18 protein-coding genes are annotated in these 16,248 nt (G+C 43.6%); 5 read left to right on the forward strand and 13 right to left on the reverse strand.

The features are described from left to right. The 7 genes from ABD744_RS16440 to ABD744_RS16470 form a co-directional block, all read right to left on the reverse strand. On the reverse strand, nt 1-3,004 hold a 3,004-nt coding region (locus tag ABD744_RS16440), incomplete at its 3' end, for a DUF4347 domain-containing protein (protein WP_344799642.1). A gap of 1,092 nt (nt 3,005-4,096) precedes the next feature. Beyond that, the gene (locus ABD744_RS16445; RefSeq protein WP_344799643.1) at nt 4,097-4,684 is read right to left on the reverse strand and encodes a hypothetical protein; all 588 of its coding nucleotides are present in this window, start codon (nt 4,682-4,684) and stop codon (nt 4,097-4,099) included. A 606-nt stretch (nt 4,685-5,290) separates the two neighbouring features. Beyond that, nucleotides 5,291-5,521, reverse strand: a complete 231-nt coding sequence (locus ABD744_RS16450; RefSeq protein ID WP_344799644.1) for a hypothetical protein — start codon at nt 5,519-5,521, stop codon at nt 5,291-5,293. 433 nt (nt 5,522-5,954) lie between these two features. Continuing rightward, nucleotides 5,955-6,242 carry a type II toxin-antitoxin system RelE/ParE family toxin gene (locus tag ABD744_RS16455; protein ID WP_344799645.1) on the reverse strand — a complete coding sequence of 96 codons (288 nt, stop codon included), beginning with the start codon at nt 6,240-6,242 and terminating at the stop codon, nt 5,955-5,957. After that, nucleotides 6,239-6,505, reverse strand: a complete 267-nt coding sequence (locus tag ABD744_RS16460; RefSeq protein ID WP_344799646.1) for a CopG family ribbon-helix-helix protein — start codon at nt 6,503-6,505, stop codon at nt 6,239-6,241. Before ABD744_RS16460 ends, ABD744_RS16455 begins: the two co-directional genes overlap by 4 nt. Nucleotides 6,506-7,028: 523 nt before the next feature. After that, complete coding sequence (locus tag ABD744_RS16465) at nt 7,029-7,292, reverse strand: Txe/YoeB family addiction module toxin (protein WP_344799647.1); 264 nt, start codon at nt 7,290-7,292, stop codon at nt 7,029-7,031. Beyond that, nucleotides 7,285-7,539, reverse strand: coding sequence for a type II toxin-antitoxin system Phd/YefM family antitoxin (locus ABD744_RS16470; protein WP_344799648.1), 255 nt, complete (start codon nt 7,537-7,539; stop codon nt 7,285-7,287). The genes ABD744_RS16465 and ABD744_RS16470 overlap by 8 nt, the downstream gene beginning before the upstream one ends. A 279-nt stretch (nt 7,540-7,818) precedes the next feature. Between ABD744_RS16470 and ABD744_RS16475 the strand changes: the two genes are divergently transcribed. After that, a complete protein-coding gene (locus ABD744_RS16475; RefSeq protein ID WP_344799649.1) occupies nt 7,819-8,736 on the forward strand; it encodes a tyrosine-type recombinase/integrase in 918 nt (305 codons plus the stop codon). Then, the gene (locus ABD744_RS16480; RefSeq protein WP_344799650.1) at nt 8,733-9,800 is read left to right on the forward strand and encodes an IS91 family transposase; all 1,068 of its coding nucleotides are present in this window, start codon (nt 8,733-8,735) and stop codon (nt 9,798-9,800) included. Before ABD744_RS16475 ends, ABD744_RS16480 begins: the two co-directional genes overlap by 4 nt. Before the next feature lie 231 nt (nt 9,801-10,031). Here ABD744_RS16480 and ABD744_RS16485 read toward each other — a convergent pair whose 3' ends face one another. After that, entirely contained in the window at nt 10,032-10,616 is a 585-nt protein-coding gene (locus tag ABD744_RS16485; RefSeq protein ID WP_344799651.1) for a hypothetical protein, read from the reverse strand. Nucleotides 10,617-10,619: 3 nt separating this feature from the next. Then, complete coding sequence (locus ABD744_RS16490; RefSeq protein ID WP_344799652.1) at nt 10,620-11,207, reverse strand: hypothetical protein; 588 nt, start codon at nt 11,205-11,207, stop codon at nt 10,620-10,622. Nucleotides 11,208-11,403: 196 nt separating this feature from the next. Between ABD744_RS16490 and ABD744_RS16495 the strand changes: the two genes are divergently transcribed. After that, complete coding sequence (locus ABD744_RS16495; protein ID WP_344799653.1) at nt 11,404-12,321, forward strand: tyrosine-type recombinase/integrase; 918 nt, start codon at nt 11,404-11,406, stop codon at nt 12,319-12,321. Further along, a complete protein-coding gene (locus tag ABD744_RS16500) occupies nt 12,318-13,385 on the forward strand; it encodes an IS91 family transposase (RefSeq protein ID WP_344799654.1) in 1,068 nt (355 codons plus the stop codon). The genes ABD744_RS16495 and ABD744_RS16500 overlap by 4 nt, the downstream gene beginning before the upstream one ends. A gap of 241 nt (nt 13,386-13,626) precedes the next feature. On the opposite strand, the gene brnA is transcribed toward ABD744_RS16500, so the two are convergent. The 4 genes from brnA to ABD744_RS16520 form a co-directional block, all read right to left on the reverse strand. Continuing rightward, nucleotides 13,627-13,860 (reverse strand): type II toxin-antitoxin system BrnA family antitoxin, encoded by a 234-nt coding sequence (gene brnA, locus ABD744_RS16505; RefSeq protein WP_251812020.1) that lies wholly within the window; start codon nt 13,858-13,860, stop codon nt 13,627-13,629. Beyond that, nucleotides 13,850-14,113, reverse strand: coding sequence for a BrnT family toxin (locus ABD744_RS16510; protein ID WP_251812019.1), 264 nt, complete (start codon nt 14,111-14,113; stop codon nt 13,850-13,852). The genes brnA and ABD744_RS16510 overlap by 11 nt, the downstream gene beginning before the upstream one ends. A 174-nt stretch (nt 14,114-14,287) precedes the next feature. Further along, entirely contained in the window at nt 14,288-14,500 is a 213-nt protein-coding gene (locus ABD744_RS16515; protein ID WP_344799655.1) for a hypothetical protein, read from the reverse strand. 108 nt (nt 14,501-14,608) lie between these two features. Then, on the reverse strand, nt 14,609-14,899 hold the full coding sequence (locus ABD744_RS16520; protein ID WP_250658079.1) for a carboxymuconolactone decarboxylase family protein: 291 nt from the start codon (nt 14,897-14,899) through the stop codon (nt 14,609-14,611). A gap of 276 nt (nt 14,900-15,175) precedes the next feature. Here ABD744_RS16520 and ABD744_RS16525 point away from each other — a divergent pair, with 276 nt between their 5' ends. Beyond that, on the forward strand, nt 15,176-16,153 hold the full coding sequence (locus ABD744_RS16525) for an integron integrase (protein WP_344799656.1): 978 nt from the start codon (nt 15,176-15,178) through the stop codon (nt 16,151-16,153). Nucleotides 16,154-16,248: the final 95 nt, after the last annotated feature.

Raw genomic sequence — 16,248 nt, forward strand, 5'->3', positions numbered from 1 at the left:
GGGTGCCACTGGCTTCCCCTGAAATGGTCAATTTGGTTAAGTCCACATCATTGGTCGCCCCGGGGTGTTTAACCAACCGGGTCCCGGTGACCACCAATATGCCCGTGGCAAAGTCGTACGTTGCCGAGGTGATGGTTGGGTCTGCGGAACTGGACACCGTGACGCCATTGCCGGTGGTATCGGCAATGGTGGCATTGATCGCGGCGCCTTGCTGCCAATCTTCGGCGCCAGCCAGGTTATAAGTGACGCTGTCATCCGCCGCAGTACCGTCTTTGTTCAATAAGCCGTTCACATTGATTTTATCGGTATCGCTCAGCGTGATCGTAAATTCGGTTTCTGAACTGATCTCGACCGAGCTGCCCGTTAACGTATAACTATTACTTCCCTCCCCGGTCAGGCTCAGCTTGGTGGGATCAATGTCGTTGGTGGCCCCGAATTTACGAGCGAAGCCGGTGCCGGTCACCACCAAGGCTTTACTGTTCGCGTCATAGGTGGCACTGGTGATCGTCGGAACTTGCACATTGCTGACCGTGACCGTGTTGGTGGCATCTGCGATGTTGGTCGAGGTCGCCACCGCTGGCATGTAGTCATCGGCCAAGTTTAAATTGTAATTCGTAGCACCATCGTCGGCCTGGGTTCCGTTTTTATTGAGCAAGCCGTTCACCACCAATTTATCGGCGGCATTCAGTGTGACGGCAAACGAGGTGGCACTGGAAATCTCCACATTACTGCTGGTTAAGGTATAAGTGTTCCCGCCTTCCCCGGTCAGCGTCAACTTCGTCACGTCGACGTCATTGGTGGCTCCCACCGCATTCACAAAGTTGGTGCCGGTGACCGTCAACACGCCCGTGCCTTGATTGTAGGCGGCAGACGTGACGGCAGGCGCTGTCACATTGCTGACATTGATGGTCGCGGCGGCATCAGCAATGTTTTGATTGCTTGCGCCACCCGCCATCCAGTTATCCGCAGCGGCCAGATTATAAGCCTGTCCACTTTCAGCACTGGTTAAATCCTTATTCAGAATACCGTTCACGTTGTGCTTATCTGTGGCGCTGAGGGTGAGGGTAAAGGCCGTCGCAGAAGTCACATCCACATTACTGGTATCAGTCAGGGTATAGGTACCCCCACTGTCTCCGGTAAATGTGAAGGTATTTGCAACCACATCGTTACTGGCACCGCTGATGCTGGAAAACCCTGTACCAGTGACAACTAGTGCCCCGGTACTGGCATCGTAAGTGGAGGACGTGATGGCCGGATTGGCATAGTTACTGACGGTCACACCATTGGTGGCAATGGCCGTATTACCTGCGGTGACGTTGGCCACAAAATCATCCGCTGCGGCCAGGTTATAGGTGGTGCCATCGTCTGCTGACGTGCTGTTTTTATTGAACAGAGCATCCACCCGCAGTTTATCCGTGCCACTGATCGGCACAGTAAACTGGGTGGCGGAGTCTCTTTCAACGTTGGTTCCCGAAGTCAGCGTATACGCCGAGCCACCACCGCCTTCGCCGGTGAGGGTCAATTTATTAACTGTGATATCGTTCGCAGCACCGGATTTGGCTTCGAAGTTGGTGCCGGTCACCACCAGGTTGCCGGTGCTGGAGTCATAGGTCACGTTCGTGATGGTTGGATTCGCTGCTGGCGCTACATGATTAGACAATGTGAAACTGGATATTCCATGGTTGCCCTGTCCACTGTCTGCCCCGCCAGAACAAACCTTAACAGTAAATTTGTTTAACGCCTTACCTGTAACATTTGTGATCGTCATGGCGCCGTTATTGGCATCGGTTTTACTAATGGTATTGGTGCCCGTAGAAGCATTATTAGAAGCGTAAAAACCTTCAACCGTAATATCGCAGGCATTCGCCCCGCTATAAGTAACTAACGACAGCGCATCCAGCTGAAAGCTGTACAGGGCTCCAGTATCAGTAATGGTAAAAGTAAAAGTTGCCTCGGCATTATCCCCCGTAATATATAGGGAGGTAGTTGAATAATCCGATACCTGATACGGCGCATTGAGTGTCAAATCGCCATAACTGACGGGGGTGTTACAAGAACCAGTATCACAAAATTTATGGCCAGCGTGGGTAGTGGTGAAGGACAGAATATTATTAAAATCTTTGAGTGCCTGTTCACTGAACACATTGTGACTGTTAATATCGCCCTTTTTTATTTCTAAATCCCAGTCGCCTTCCAGTGCACTGGCACCGGTATAGTCATCAGAAGCCGCGATATCAACATTGGCGTTGTTAGCAATTAAAGCCAATAACGCCTCACCCTTTTCAGTCTTAGCCAACTCACAGCCATAGAGCAGTAAATCTGCATTGTCTTTCATTGAATTATTCAATACAGACAGCGTATTAACTTCCTTGATAAGTAGCTGCTCGGTTACTTCAGTATTACCGAGATAAATCACGCCATCTTCTGCATGAGAAACAATATGCAGGGCATCCAGGTTTTTATAGCGATGTAAAATATCAGTTAGCTGAATCAGTCCGTCCTGACCCGATGCTATTTCTTTCACTTCAACACCTGGCTTAATGCTTTGATAAAAAGCATGTTTATCAGGTACCGCCTGATCAATAATTATCAGCTCAGAGACAATGTGACGAGCATCTATAACCAATTCAACCGAAGATGAATGATCAGTAAAGTCCGCAGTAGACGTCTCAATATTTTTCTCAGTAAAATTCTCTATATACAAGTCAGAAACGGGATTAACTTTCTGGACCAAAGAAGAAGTTGTTAATGGCTGCATCCCAACTTTGTTCGGTACAGAACCAGTCTTATCTTGAAATCCACGCTCAGTAAAAAAATTTCTGTCGGTCAGGTCCAAGTGCTGCGTGTTTAAAGAAGCCGGAGTTGATATACCCCGGTGCTGTCTAGAGTAAGCTTGCACAGCGCCATACATCGTTTGAGCACTGCTGTAAGCCTGCACTGGCGCCCCGCATACACCTAAAGACATCATGGCAGATGTGATGCCATTTAAAACATGCTTATTCATAACCCGGCCTTAGTTTATATTTTTGTTGCTTTACTGCTTGTTTAATACAATTCCGTTCGAGACAACTAACTTCGAGGTAACCGATTTAAGTAATTAAAAACGCATTTCATCAGTCAGCATGAAAGTGCTTATTATGCGTTCACATCAGCAATGCATGACTTGACAGATTTGAGGTTACATATGCGATTGAACTTAAAAGAATTTTGACGATAGGAGGTGTAGAAGCTGCCCATCAAAGAAGCAGCCAAACTCGACATCGCAACGTAAAAGCGAGAATTCTGGAGTAATACTCCTGCCAACAGAGTAAAACCCGAACAAGGTAAACCAGAAATAAAAAGTACTTTTCGCATACGCTCCATGCAACCGGTTGGTGACTTAAACTGTAATCATCGATAAAGATAAACAGCATCGAATCTAAACGGTACTTACCAGTCTAGTTAGATTGATCGTTATTTATACTCTACGGTTAAGCATAACCACTCGCTTAGTCGACTCACAAAACAGCCATCACTGCATTCGCACAAAATGAAAGGCATTATCTCAATCCATGCATGTAATATTTCACCGGCTAATCAAGTGACATGTCATACACTCCACTTCTCTCTGGAGTAAGGTTATTCCCGTTACTTAACGATCAGTAAGCTTCCATTGGTAAATAACTAACACTGAGCCGCTGTTTAACAGGCATCATTCTTCGCCATTAACAATGGTTTTGGCCATTTTTGGCGAACAGGCCGTTAGGCCCATCTGTTAAAGAGTAAGTTTTCATACTGAACCGAGCAGGAAGTATGTTCAATTACACGTCATTACATCTCGGATGTATTTACTTAACGATGGAAATCAGCAGGAACTAGATTCAGGCGTACATAAGGACAATCAACAAAGTCATCGGCGGTAGCAGCAAGGCTCCTCAAAGTATGTCGCTCAGAACTCATAAAATCTTACAAAGTCGTTTATGCTGCCGCAGAAGCTAAGCATCATCATAAGCTGTATACCTGAACCTGGAACAAGAAGAGAAATTACAAAAAACAGAATAATTGAACGCGACAGATATGTTGGGGAACACCGCCATCCGCTACCAGATTAGCAGACTTACATTTGTATGTTGCTGTCTCTATACCAAGTTTCATAGTCATTGGTATAAAAACCATATACTTTTTGTGTTTTGTAGGTATGGGACTTACCGTTAACTATGTCAAATAAGGATGTATTCGAGAGTACAGCAATATATTGTAATAATAAGTTCTTCGCGAGACTTTTAACTTCATTGGAGACTAATCTGGCCTCCTGATCAAATGCAATGAAAGTGTCAGGATTTACTACATCTTGTGTTGAAACCGTATAATTCGATATAAAATCAATCGTTAGAGCCTTTTTATTTTTTAGTTCATCAGATATCGAAGTTCTTAGCGGCAAATAATTCCTGCAAGCGTTGATTTTCAAATCTTTAAATCGAGATTTTTCGTAATAAGAGTCATACTCCATATGAGAAAGAACATCTCTTATTAATACTTTTCGGATTTTGACTTGGATATTGTTAACACTTTTCATTACCTGATATGAGTTTGTAATATCAGTCGCATATTTATTGCAATAAAAATCAAGTTGGTTCTCTTCATTGGCAGAAACTACTCTGACAACCATTAGTTGGCTTATAAAGATTAGAATCCACTTATCCATAAATACGATTTTCCATTCTCAGCTAACGTCCGCAGCTGTAGAAAAATAGTGTGGCGGCCTTTTGTCAAGCGGATGACGCGTCATTTTGTCCGGAAGTCTGCGATTGTTACAAGCGCAGAATTCATAAAAATTCACCATTTATATAGAATGCATTATTTTTCTGAAATTCAGGACAAATTATATAATTTTTCGAATTTAATACACTTGCGATCTCGTTAATACAGGCTATGAATATAGAAAAGTCATCTTCAGAATCGATACTCGAAAATTCTATATCAATAGTCAGCTCATTATTCTCAATGATTGACAATACAAGCTCAAAACCATTGGAGCATTCAATGTGCGCACTGTAGCTTAACTCTTCAGATAAAAACCTATTTAAGCTGAAGTCACTTATTGGGATTCGTCCATACTGGCAGTCAAGTAAAGTCACTCGCCCCTTCATCCAGTCAAATAGAGATTTCCAAGAGGATTTCGAAACCTCATGAAAGTAGACTTCAATTAAATCGTCTGGATCTCCATTTAAATATTTACGGATGTCGATACGCATCACCTAATTGGTTTACAACGCCAACCACAGCTGCAGAGTCTGATTGCTGGTTTTTGTTATGTGATTTCAATTTGTAGCTCGGCATTAACCTTACCACTTATTACCTTTTCAATAGCCTCATCCCAATCTTCTTGGATTGCTGGGTCAGCTACATGCCCATCGGAGAGAATTGACATACTACCAAGAAGCCCTCCGACATCATCTGACTTCGTTAATTGATAGTATTCGTCCAGAAACGAGTACATTGCCAGAAATGCCTGATTCTTAGTCAGTTTAGGCTCACTCATGACACACCTCGAAACACATAATCGGGATAGGAGGAGAACTCACGACCTCCTTCCTCCGACACCACCGAGCATACGGATCTCGTACCACGGTAGTTCAAATTTATTATTCCCTCTCTTTGCCAAGTCAATTAAACTCGGCAACACTAAATTCTTAAACTATCTATTTGGTAATGCCTTGTAAAGCGCTGGATTGGCACCGATGTTTTTCAACATGGCTTTAGCGTACCAAACACAACCCCCGAAACAATGGACTACGATCAACTAGAGGGACTCAAAGCGCAGGAAAAATACACGTAAAATGAGGAAAAACACAGAATTAAAAAACAAATGAATAAACAATCAGTCGAAGGACTGTGACTTCGTTCGGATCGAAGACTGCGGGCTCATACACACTCAGATTAAGTTGCGGCTGCGCGCAACCTATCTGTCTTAGTTACAAGCCTTTTTCGATTTCTTTACCATGCCAAACTCGTAGAATGTAAATAGTGTCTTTGCCAATTAAATGCCGAACGGTGTAATTGGAAACGAACAAATCTCTAATTTTCTTTGGATCTGGTGCCAGATGAACTAATAAACCAATTTCAGGGAACGACTTTAATTTCTCAATACCAGTAAGAATCTTTGCCGCAACTCGTTTTGCAGCATATGGATTTTTTACCTCGATAAGCTCTCTTAGCCGAACTAAATCGTCGATTGCCTCTGGTGAATATTGAATGTTCATACTTTTGGTGGCGATAGCTCTTCTTCAGTTCCCCAGCTTTCAAGCCAAGCAGTAACTTCATTTCCATCAACGGTTTTGCCGGCCTTGATTGAACTTAGCGCTTCCAAAGTATCTTCCCACCGCGCATCTTTCATTGATTGCCGCTGAACAAACTCTTTAATTGCTTGATTAATAAGATAGTTTTTTGATCTATCTAATTTATTAGCAAGATTTTCAAGTGGTCCTTCCACTTCAGAATTTAAACGTACGCTTGTAACACCCATTTGCTATTCTCCCAGATGTAGCTATTTGTATTACATTATAGTACACATGAATAATTCAGAGTATATAGAACTTGTAACGCCTTTAGTTGCGGCCGTAGTAAATTGGCAGGCTTTTTGGAACAAAGAACGAGCAGCAGACAGCCACTTTAAGAAAACACCCAGTCTATCACCTCACAACTTCCAAGCCTTTGCAACAAATCTTAATACAAACTACCAATAACCAGAAAGTCCCTTAAAAACGCAGATCACAGACACAACAAAGCCTCAGCGAGTGCCGAGCATAAAAACTTCTTTAAATTCTTTTGTGTATTGTTTATACGTTCGCTTTGTACTCAAACTGACACCTTATTGATTGACAATTATTGCCTCTCATTAATGTGTCCGGTTCCATTAGACCAGTACAAAGAGAGCAGGATCAGATTATTGAGAATCGAGCTCTGACCTTGGAGGGGCCTTCAGGTTTCTGCCCCTTGACAACCCCCCCGGTCATATAGATGTTAGCAGTTTAATTTTGTTGATGTTTCTAATAATGATACCTACAAGATATTATGGTTAAGGCTTTATCTTCAACTGCGTATACCAACCTATTAGTCTCATCAATTCGTCGGGACCAAAAACCAGATAAATTCTCTTTAAGAGGCTCTGGTTTACCAATACCTTCAAACGGTGATCGTTTTGTATCAGTGATTAGTTTATTAATACGCTTTAAAGTCTTTTTATCTTGCCCTTGCCAAAACAAATAATCATTCCATGCTTCGTCAGTCCAACAGAGTAACCTGCTACTCATCAATTAAATCTCTTTCTTTAGTTTTGCCATTTTTATATTGCTCAATTGATTTTCGTAAATGCTCCGCGTTAGCAGGAGATTTTAACAAGTGAACCGTTTCCATTAGGCAATTGTAATAATCTAATGACATAACTACCGCATCTTCAGAATCACGACGTGTTATTACCGTAGTATCTGCATCGTTAACAACAGAATCAAGAACTGCTTTTAACCCATTTCTAGCTTCTGTAAAAGACACAATTCTCATACCTTCCTCTAATATGTACAACTAATTGGACAACTATAACTTAAACATCACTCTTGTACAACATATGGAACATGTATATTTTAATGCTAACGCCCGCGCAAAACGCGGATAATACGTAGGTTGCTTTGTGTTAAAGTGAGCGCAGCGAACACAAAGCAACCGGAGTGTTAGCCGTCGTTTTTGACACGCTTGTTGAACGAAGCCGCTTCGCGGCAGAAGACCTGATCAACTGTACTTCTTAGACCCTTCAATCCCGAAGGTGGTGTGAGGAGTTCAAACATGAACATACAAGACCAAATCCGTTTCGATTCTCTATATCAACGCTATCTTAACGAACTTACCCTGCAAGGGAAAAGCCCTAAAACCATCAACATGTATTCCCGCTGTTTACGTCAGGTTGGGGATTACTTTGATTGTTGTCCTGATCTGCTTACCGCAGAACAGCTTAAAACCTATTTTCTGGATCTGGTCGAGCGCCGTTCCTGGAGCATGGTGAAAGTCGCCCGTAATGCCATCCAGTTTTTCTACAAACATGTACTGGGTCGCCCCTGGCAATGGATCAACATCGTCAAACCACCGAAAGTCCAACCCCTACAAGATGTGCTCTCTCAAGATGAGGTCTGTCGGATCATCAATCAAACCCACAAACTGAGTTATCAGGTTTTTTATCTCACTTCGTACAGTATGGGTTTACGTCTGGCGGAAACACTCAACCTTAAAGTTGCGGACATCGACAGCCACCTCATGCGCGTCCATATCCGATTCACCAAAGGCAATAAAGACCGCTTTGTGCCTTTGCCATTGGCTACCCTCAAAGCCTTACGTCTTTATTGGAAAACCCACCGTCATCCTGAACTGCTCTTTCCCGGCGGAAAACCGCCCTTCGTTCGCGAAGGCAAAACCATGTGCATGGATCGCGGCGGCGTTCAAAAAGCCATTAAACTCATCGCCAAAGAATGCGGTATCTCAAAGAACGTTCACGTACATACCTTACGCCACAGCTTTGCGACCCACTTGTTGGAGAATGGGGTCAACCTGCGCTCGATCCAAACCTTGCTTGGCCACGCCAGCCCGATCACCACTGCGCGTTACACCAAAATGACGGAGGAAGCCCAACAAAACAGTGCGTTGATGATCAATGCACTCATCGATGGTTTTAACATCCACTGGAAAAATGACGATCAGGAGGAGAAGTGATTGGCCTGGCGCAGTTACTGCGCCAATACCAACCTGACTTGAGGAGTCAATGTCCGATGGAAGACCGCCATCATTGGGCTCTACAGAACATTATAGACTGTCATTCCTCAGCCTGCGGAGAGATATTGTTCCGCTGTCGGGACTGTCATCAGGATCAACACGCATACCACTCTTGCGGTCATCGGAGTTGCCCCTCCTGTCAGCACCAAGCCAATAATCTCTGGTTGGATCGACAACGCCAGAAACTGTTGCCCGTCGAGTATTACATGGTGACCTTCACCTTACCGTCTCAGCTTCGGGGCTTCGTCTGGCACCACCAACGCTGGGCGTATCAAGCCCTGTTTGAATGTGCCGTTGACACTCTGATGAGCTTCGGCCACCGAGATAAACAACTGCAAGGAAATCTGGGGCTCACTGGCGTTCTTCATACTCATTCAAGACGTTTAGAGTTCCATCCGCACGTTCACTTCATTGTCCCCAATGGCGGGCTCAGTCGAGACAAACACCGATGGCAACAGAAACACGGGAAGTACCTGTTCAATGGCAAAGCACTGGCTAAGGTCTTTCGAGCAAAATTCCTTGAGACCATGAAACTTTATGGCTTCAATGTCCCAAAACATACGCCCAGAACATGGATCGTTCAGTGCCAGCACGTAGGAAAAGGCGAAGCGGCACTCACTTATCTGGCCAGATACTTATATCGAGGCGTGATCAACGAACAAAACATCCTGAAGCATGAGAACGGCCAAATCACTTTCCGATATAAGGAGAGCAATACAAAGCAATGGATGACGATCACTGAACCTGCGGTTCAGTTCTTATGGCGGGTCTTGCAACACGTTTTACCCAAGGGCTTCCGCCGAACGAGGGATTATGGCTTCTTGCATGGTAATGCTCATAAAACACTTAAACGGCTGCAACTCATTTTAAGAGTGAAACTGCCAGAACAAACCACCGCCCAAAGAAAGAAAATCGAACGGCTATGCCCGTGCTGCGGTCATCCGATGAGGGTCATCCCGTTCGTCAAAGTAAGACAAACTTCCAGGCTTCGAACGATCAACTAAAGGGAGCCAGCGCACAGGATAAACACACCAAAACAGAGGAAAAAACAGAATAAAAAACAAAAGAAATAAAAGACCAGTCGAAGGACTGTGGCTTCGTTCGGGCTGAAAAAAGTGACCTTCAGCCCGACACTCAGAATCAAGAAAATCTCAAACCGATAATTACTTAAATAGGCTGCGGGCTCGTACAACAATCAGATTAAGTTGCGGCTGCGCGCAACCTATCTGTATTAGTTATGCGCGCCGACTAGCCTTTCTTGCTTCAAGCCTTTCATACCACTCAATCCCTCTAGTGCCGGTTCTCTCTTTGATACTAATTTTTAATGTATGAGTTTTGCTATTGAGATCTTTGACCCTAGCTTGAAACGTGTCCCTTTGTTTTTTTATCTCGTCTTTGTCATCGAAAAGTGAAGATCGAAGCTGCTGGATGCTAGTTATTTCTTCTTGAATTTCCTTTTTGTCTGATGGGCTAGTAGCTTCTTTTTTTCTTTTAAACAGAATTTCTCTTTGCTCTTTTGTTTTTACAATGGCTTCACCAATTTTATCTAAAGACTTTCTAGCATCTTTTAATAATGAGTAAGCTTGGTCAGCTACTTTGACACAGGAATAGTGCATATCAATAAGGACTTTAAAATCATATGATAGACGAGCTTCATGAAGGTGATTTTCGATCTGCTCCTCATGCCATTCTATACTCCTTTCAACTTCTTCTCGTTTTGACCTCCACCTTTCCCGTTCAGCAGCAGACTGTTCTTGAAGCTCATTGTAAATCCAAATACCTGCGCCAACCAGTGCAACGCCTGCTAATACTGGAAGCATTTATTAATCCTCACTAAATGTCAGTATACGATCACTATTTGGCATTGCTTCTAGTGCTTTTTGAGTATTCTGGGCTATCAAATCTAGTTTTACAGTACTTTGCTCACCAAGTGTTTTTAAAAGCCCTGTAAGCTCAGGAAGAAGTGTATTTGACATTTGTTTTTCTTCTATTGATAAATTAGTGTCAGAAATGTTTTTCACGAGGTTACTTATACATTCTAAAATATTTTGCTTTTCTAGATGGGTATTTTCTAGGTCTTTAGCCACAACTTCTAAAGCCATCTCTAAGGCTCTTCTTCTTTCTTCAAGCAGTTGCAGCCCTGCTTTAAGAGCTGAGTCAATCTGTTTGTGGCGAATTTTTGCCTCTTCTTGAATTCGAACCTGCTCTGTTTCAAGGTTTTTAATTTGTATTTTATAGTGTGTTATTTGAGCGATTGCTTCAGATGCAAACTGTAACGGGTTTAAACTTTTTAAAAAACCCATCATACCTGCTTTATCAAAATCGAGCGATTTTCCAGCTTTCACATCTTGGATAAGTTTTCCTTTTCCAGCAGTTGTTGATGGTTTTGGTGGAGGGTTTATATCTTTCATAAATATTCCTTTATTCATTATGTCGAATAATTAGTCTTACTGCATTGATATTGGCGCATAACGCCTCAAACACCGGCGCAGCTTTTCTGCGTCCGTGTGCTTTGACTTGTTGAACGAAGCCGCTTCGCGGCAGAAGACCTGATCAACTGTACTTCTTAGACCCTTCAATCCCGAAGGTGGTGTGAGGAGCTCAAACATGAACATACAAGACCAAATCCGTTTCAATTCTCTGTATCAACGCTATCTTAACGAACTTACCCTGCAAGGGAAAAGCCCTAAAACCATCAACATGTATTCCCGCTGTTTACGTCAGGTTGGCGATTACTTTGATTGCTGTCCGGATCAGCTGACCGCCGATCAACTCAAAACCTACTTTCTGGATCTGGTTGATCGCCGTTCCTGGAGCATGGTGAAAGTCGCCCGCAATGCCATCCAGTTTTTCTACAAACATGTGCTGGGTCGCCCCTGGCAATGGATCAACATCGTCAAACCACCGAAAGTCCAACCACTGCAGGATGTGCTCTCTCAAGACGAAGTTTGTCGGATCATCAACCAAACTCACAAACTGAGTTATCAGGTCTTTTATCTCACGTCGTACAGCATGGGTTTACGTCTGGCGGAAACCCTCAACCTTAAAGTGGCTGACATCGACAGCCATCTCATGCGCATTCATATCCGATTCACCAAAGGCAATAAAGACCGCTTTGTGCCTTTGCCATTGGCTACCCTCAAAGCCTTACGTCTTTATTGGAAAACCCACCGTCATCCTGAACTGCTCTTTCCCGGCGGGAAACCGCCCTTCATTCGTGAAGGCCAAGCCATGATCATGGATCGCGGTGGCGTTCAAAAAGCAATCAAACTCATCGCCAAAGAATGTGGTATCTCAAAGAATGTCCACGTTCACACCTTACGGCACAGCTTTGCAACCCACTTGTTGGAGAACGGCGTCAACCTACGCTCGATCCAAACCTTACTCGGCCACGCCAGCCCAATCACCACTGCGCGTTACACCAAAATGACGGAGGAAGCCCAACAAAACAGCGCGTTGATGATCAATGCGCTCATCGATGGCTTTCACATCCACTGGAAGCATGACGATCAGGAGGAAAAGTGATTGGCCTGGCGCAGTTACTGCGCCAATACCAACCCGATCTAAGGAGTCAATGCCCGATGGAAGACCGCCATCATTGGGCATTACAGAACATTATAGACTGTCATTCTTCAGCCTGTGGCGAGATGGTGTTCCAATGCAAAGATTGCCGCCAGGATCAACATGCCTATCACTCCTGCGGCCACCGGAGTTGCCCTTCCTGCCAGCACCAGGCCAATAATCTCTGGCTGGATCGACAACGTCAGAAACTGCTGCCCGTCGAGTATTACATGGTGACCTTCACCTTACCGTCTCAGCTTCGGGGCTTTGTCTGGCACCACCAACGCTGGGCGTATCAAGCCTTGTTTAAATGTGCCGTTGAAACCCTAATGAGCTTCGGCCATCGGGATAAACAACTGCAAGGTGATCTGGGACTCACTGGCGTTCTTCACACTCATTCGCGGAGGTTAGAGTTCCACCCGCACGTTCACTTCATCGTGCCCAATGGCGGGCTCAGCAAAGACAAACATCGATGGCAACAAAAACATGGCAAGTACCTGTTCAACGGAAGAGCTCTGGCCAAAGTCTTTCGGGCAAAGTTCATCGACACCATGAAGCAACATGGCTTTAGCGTACCAAACACAACCCCGAAACAGTGGGTCGTTCAGTGCCAGCACGTCGGCAAAGGCGACGCAGCACTGACTTATCTGGCCAGATACTTATATCGAGGCGTGATCAACGAACAAAACATCCTGAAGCATGAGAACGGCCAAATCACTTTCCGATATAAGGAGAGCAATACAAAGCAATGGATGACGATCACTGAACCTGCGGTTCAGTTCTTATGGCGGGTCTTGCAACACGTATTACCCAAGGGCTTCCGCCGAACGAGGGATTATGGCTTCTTGCATGGTAATGCTCATAAAACACTTAAACGACTGCAACTCATTTTAAGAGTGAAACTGCCAGAACAAACCACCGCCCAAAGAAAGAAAACCGAACGGCTATGCCCGTGCTGCGGTCATCCGATGAGGGTCATCCCGTTCGTCAAAGTAAGACAAACTTCCAGGCTTCGAACGATCAACTAAAGGGAGCCAGCGCACAGGATAAACGCACCAAAACAGAGGAAAAAACAGAATAAAAAACAAAAGAAATAAAAGACCAGTCGAAGGACTGTGGCTTCGTTCGGGCTGAAAAAAGTAACCTTCAGCCCGACACTCAGAATCAAGAAAATCTCAAACCGATAATTACTTAAATAGGCTGCGGGCTCGTACAACAATCAGATTAAGTTGCGGCTGCGCGCAACCTATCTGTATTAGTTAGCAGTTTTTAATGATGTATTTGATGCTCAAGACGCTCAGCGAGCCACACTTTAATTATTGATTGACGCGTCACACCAAGCCTAGAAGCTTCTTTATCTAATGACTCAATCATCCAAACGGGAAAATCTACATTAACCCTTTTTTGTTGCTGGTTTACACGTTTTACTGAAGAAAGATCTAAATTTGAAATTAAGTCTTCTTCGTTTGCATCAAATTTCTCTTCAAAATCTTTAGCTTTCATATAACGAAACCTCAGTATTTCTAGACCTTCTAACGGAAATTATACGAATAGTTGAGTTTCTATAAGTTATTACTGCTGACCAGTGTTTACTGCCAATTTGACCTATAACTAATGATCTTGGTTCATCTGTGGTTTTAGCTGAAATCTCAACCAAGTTGGAATCATCCCAAAGACACTTAGCTTGCTCAAAGTCAATGCCATGCTTTTCTAGGTTTGATTTACTTTTTTGTGGGTCATACTCAAAATCGCTCATACATAGAAAATATACCTTTATTATATAAAAAGCAAGATCTCGCTATTCCACTTACTGCTGCTAACGCTGCCAACAGCGGCAGATTTGGAGTGGCGAAGCCACGGAAAAGCTGTCCAAACCCCGAAGGGGTTGATGCTGCTTGGCCTGGTTATATGTTGTTTCCACCGCCTTAGTCTACAGTTGAATTGGCTTATAAGATAAAGCCTTTTCAACAACTTCTTCAGCACTTAACTCGGGGCGATGCCAAAAAATTAAATCAGTGACTTCTGGGTGAGGAACATTATTTTGGAGTAAATACAAATCCTCATTTTGTTCTTCTTCAGAGCCAGTGCAATCCATTATTTTTTGCACGAGCGCAATTAACTCTTCCTTGTTTAATTTATGCATGACTATCGTTCGCTAAATACATATAACGCCTCAATAATGGGCCGGAAGCCGCGTAGCGGTTGGAGGTCCAGCCCGAAGGGCGATCATTGATTGACTGGTTATAATTGGTCATTTGAACGAGCTTAAATCAATTTTATGCTCTTCAATGACTTGTTGCGCTTGTAGTTTCTTTTGCCCTGCGGCAACAGCCATTACTTTTGCTATAACTTCTGATACTTCACCCTTCTTCACACCTGCTTTTTTGGCTTGATGAAGATAGTATTTAGTACATGGTTCGCAGTTCATTCCCATTGCAGCGGCTAAACCAACTAGCACCTCTGTTTTGGTGTCTAAATGCTCATTTGCATGAGTAGCTTCATAGAACGAATCGTAAAGTTCTTTGTGATGCTTAGTGAGCATGAGTGCACCTCCTTGTAAAGTTATAACAGTTAATCGACGGAAAAATTCCGTAATCTAAACACGGAACTAATCCGCAACCTCTACCATCCCTGAAGGTTGGTTAATTTTTGAATCAAACAATTTCAACTGAAATCAATCAGATAGTCAATCAGATAGTCAATCATCTTCAGTAAAGACTAATTAATTCCCACTATAAATACAGAATAAATCCGTATTTCACACTCCCACAAGCCTGACTAACATAACTGTAAATTTATACATAAAAGGTATTTAACTATGGCATCTGAGTTTATGAACCAGGTTCGAGTGGCTATCCGCCTGCGTCATTACAGCAAGAGAACAGAAGAAAGTTATTGCCAATGGATTCGTAGGTATATTCTCTTTCATAACAAACAACACCCAAAACATATGAATGAAAGCCATATTGAAGCATTTCTTTCATACCTGGCCATTCAGAGACATGTATCTCCAAGTACTCAAAACAGCGCATTGAATGCCCTCACCTTTCTCTACAGAGAGGTACTTCAGATTGAGTTGAAAGCTTACAACCAATTTACTCGGGCAAAGCCTAAGAAAAAATTACCGGTATTTTTAACTCAGGAAGAAATTGTTCTGTTCTTCCAACATATAAAAGGCCAGCCTAAACTAGCCGCAGCATTGATGTATGGTTCAGGGCTTCGGCTAATGGAGACACTCAGGCTCCGTTACAAAGACATTGATTTACATAAGCTCTGTGTCAGAGTAATTGATGGCAAGGGAGGAAAAGATCGGGTAGTCACACTCAGCAAAAACACAGCGAACCATCTCGCGATGCAAATGAAAAAAGTAGAAACGCTATATTTACAAGATAGAGCGGATAATGTCCCCGGTGTTTATCTACCCCACGCACTTGAACGCAAATACCCTAATGCATCAACGTCTCTGGCCTGGCAATACTTGTTCCCTTCCAATCGTTTAAGCCTGGATCGGCGTACACAAATAAGGAGAAGGCACCATATAGATGAAACCAGTGTTCAAAAAGCTGTAAAGCGTGCCATTTATGAAGCAGGTATTCAGAAAGCTGCATCTTGTCATTCACTCAGACACAGTTTTGCTACACACCTGTTAGAGCGGGGAGCAGACATCCGAACGGTTCAGGAACAACTGGGCCATTCAGATGTAAAAACCACTCAAATTTATACTCACGTTTTGAATCGAGGCGGCAATTCCGTTCAAAGCCCTCTGGATGATTTAAGCCACATATTGAATTTATAGTAGACACAAAAAACCCCAGCCGAAGCCAGGGCTCTTATGTTCAGGATGAACGGTATGCCGCGAGCACATGGATGTGCAGGAGCGGCGCGATCAAT

The sequence above is a fragment of the Litoribacillus peritrichatus genome, from assembly GCF_039537985.1.
Taxonomy (GTDB): Bacteria; Pseudomonadota; Gammaproteobacteria; order Pseudomonadales; family Litoribrevibacteraceae; genus Litoribacillus; species Litoribacillus peritrichatus.

What these genes read in the sequence shown, in the direction of transcription:
- ABD744_RS16445 (WP_344799643.1), bottom strand. Translation starts at nt 4,684, where the DNA reads ATGGATAAGTGGATTCTAATCTTTATAAGCCAACTAATGGTTGTCAGA.
- ABD744_RS16470 (WP_344799648.1), bottom strand. Translation starts at nt 7,539, where the DNA reads ATGAGAATTGTGTCTTTTACAGAAGCTAGAAATGGGTTAAAAGCAGTT.
- ABD744_RS16465 (WP_344799647.1), bottom strand. Translation starts at nt 7,292, where the DNA reads ATGAGTAGCAGGTTACTCTGTTGGACTGACGAAGCATGGAATGATTAT.
- ABD744_RS16475 (WP_344799649.1), top strand. Translation starts at nt 7,819, where the DNA reads ATGAACATACAAGACCAAATCCGTTTCGATTCTCTATATCAACGCTAT.
- ABD744_RS16490 (WP_344799652.1), bottom strand. Translation starts at nt 11,207, where the DNA reads ATGAAAGATATAAACCCTCCACCAAAACCATCAACAACTGCTGGAAAA.
- ABD744_RS16525 (WP_344799656.1), top strand. Translation starts at nt 15,176, where the DNA reads ATGGCATCTGAGTTTATGAACCAGGTTCGAGTGGCTATCCGCCTGCGT.
- ABD744_RS16455 (WP_344799645.1), bottom strand. Translation starts at nt 6,242, where the DNA reads ATGAACATTCAATATTCACCAGAGGCAATCGACGATTTAGTTCGGCTA.
- ABD744_RS16520 (WP_250658079.1), bottom strand. Translation starts at nt 14,899, where the DNA reads ATGCTCACTAAGCATCACAAAGAACTTTACGATTCGTTCTATGAAGCT.
- brnA (WP_251812020.1), bottom strand. Translation starts at nt 13,860, where the DNA reads ATGAAAGCTAAAGATTTTGAAGAGAAATTTGATGCAAACGAAGAAGAC.
- ABD744_RS16485 (WP_344799651.1), bottom strand. Translation starts at nt 10,616, where the DNA reads ATGCTTCCAGTATTAGCAGGCGTTGCACTGGTTGGCGCAGGTATTTGG.
- ABD744_RS16515 (WP_344799655.1), bottom strand. Translation starts at nt 14,500, where the DNA reads ATGCATAAATTAAACAAGGAAGAGTTAATTGCGCTCGTGCAAAAAATA.
- ABD744_RS16460 (WP_344799646.1), bottom strand. Translation starts at nt 6,505, where the DNA reads ATGGGTGTTACAAGCGTACGTTTAAATTCTGAAGTGGAAGGACCACTT.
- ABD744_RS16495 (WP_344799653.1), top strand. Translation starts at nt 11,404, where the DNA reads ATGAACATACAAGACCAAATCCGTTTCAATTCTCTGTATCAACGCTAT.
- ABD744_RS16510 (WP_251812019.1), bottom strand. Translation starts at nt 14,113, where the DNA reads ATGAGCGATTTTGAGTATGACCCACAAAAAAGTAAATCAAACCTAGAA.
- ABD744_RS16450 (WP_344799644.1), bottom strand. Translation starts at nt 5,521, where the DNA reads ATGAGTGAGCCTAAACTGACTAAGAATCAGGCATTTCTGGCAATGTAC.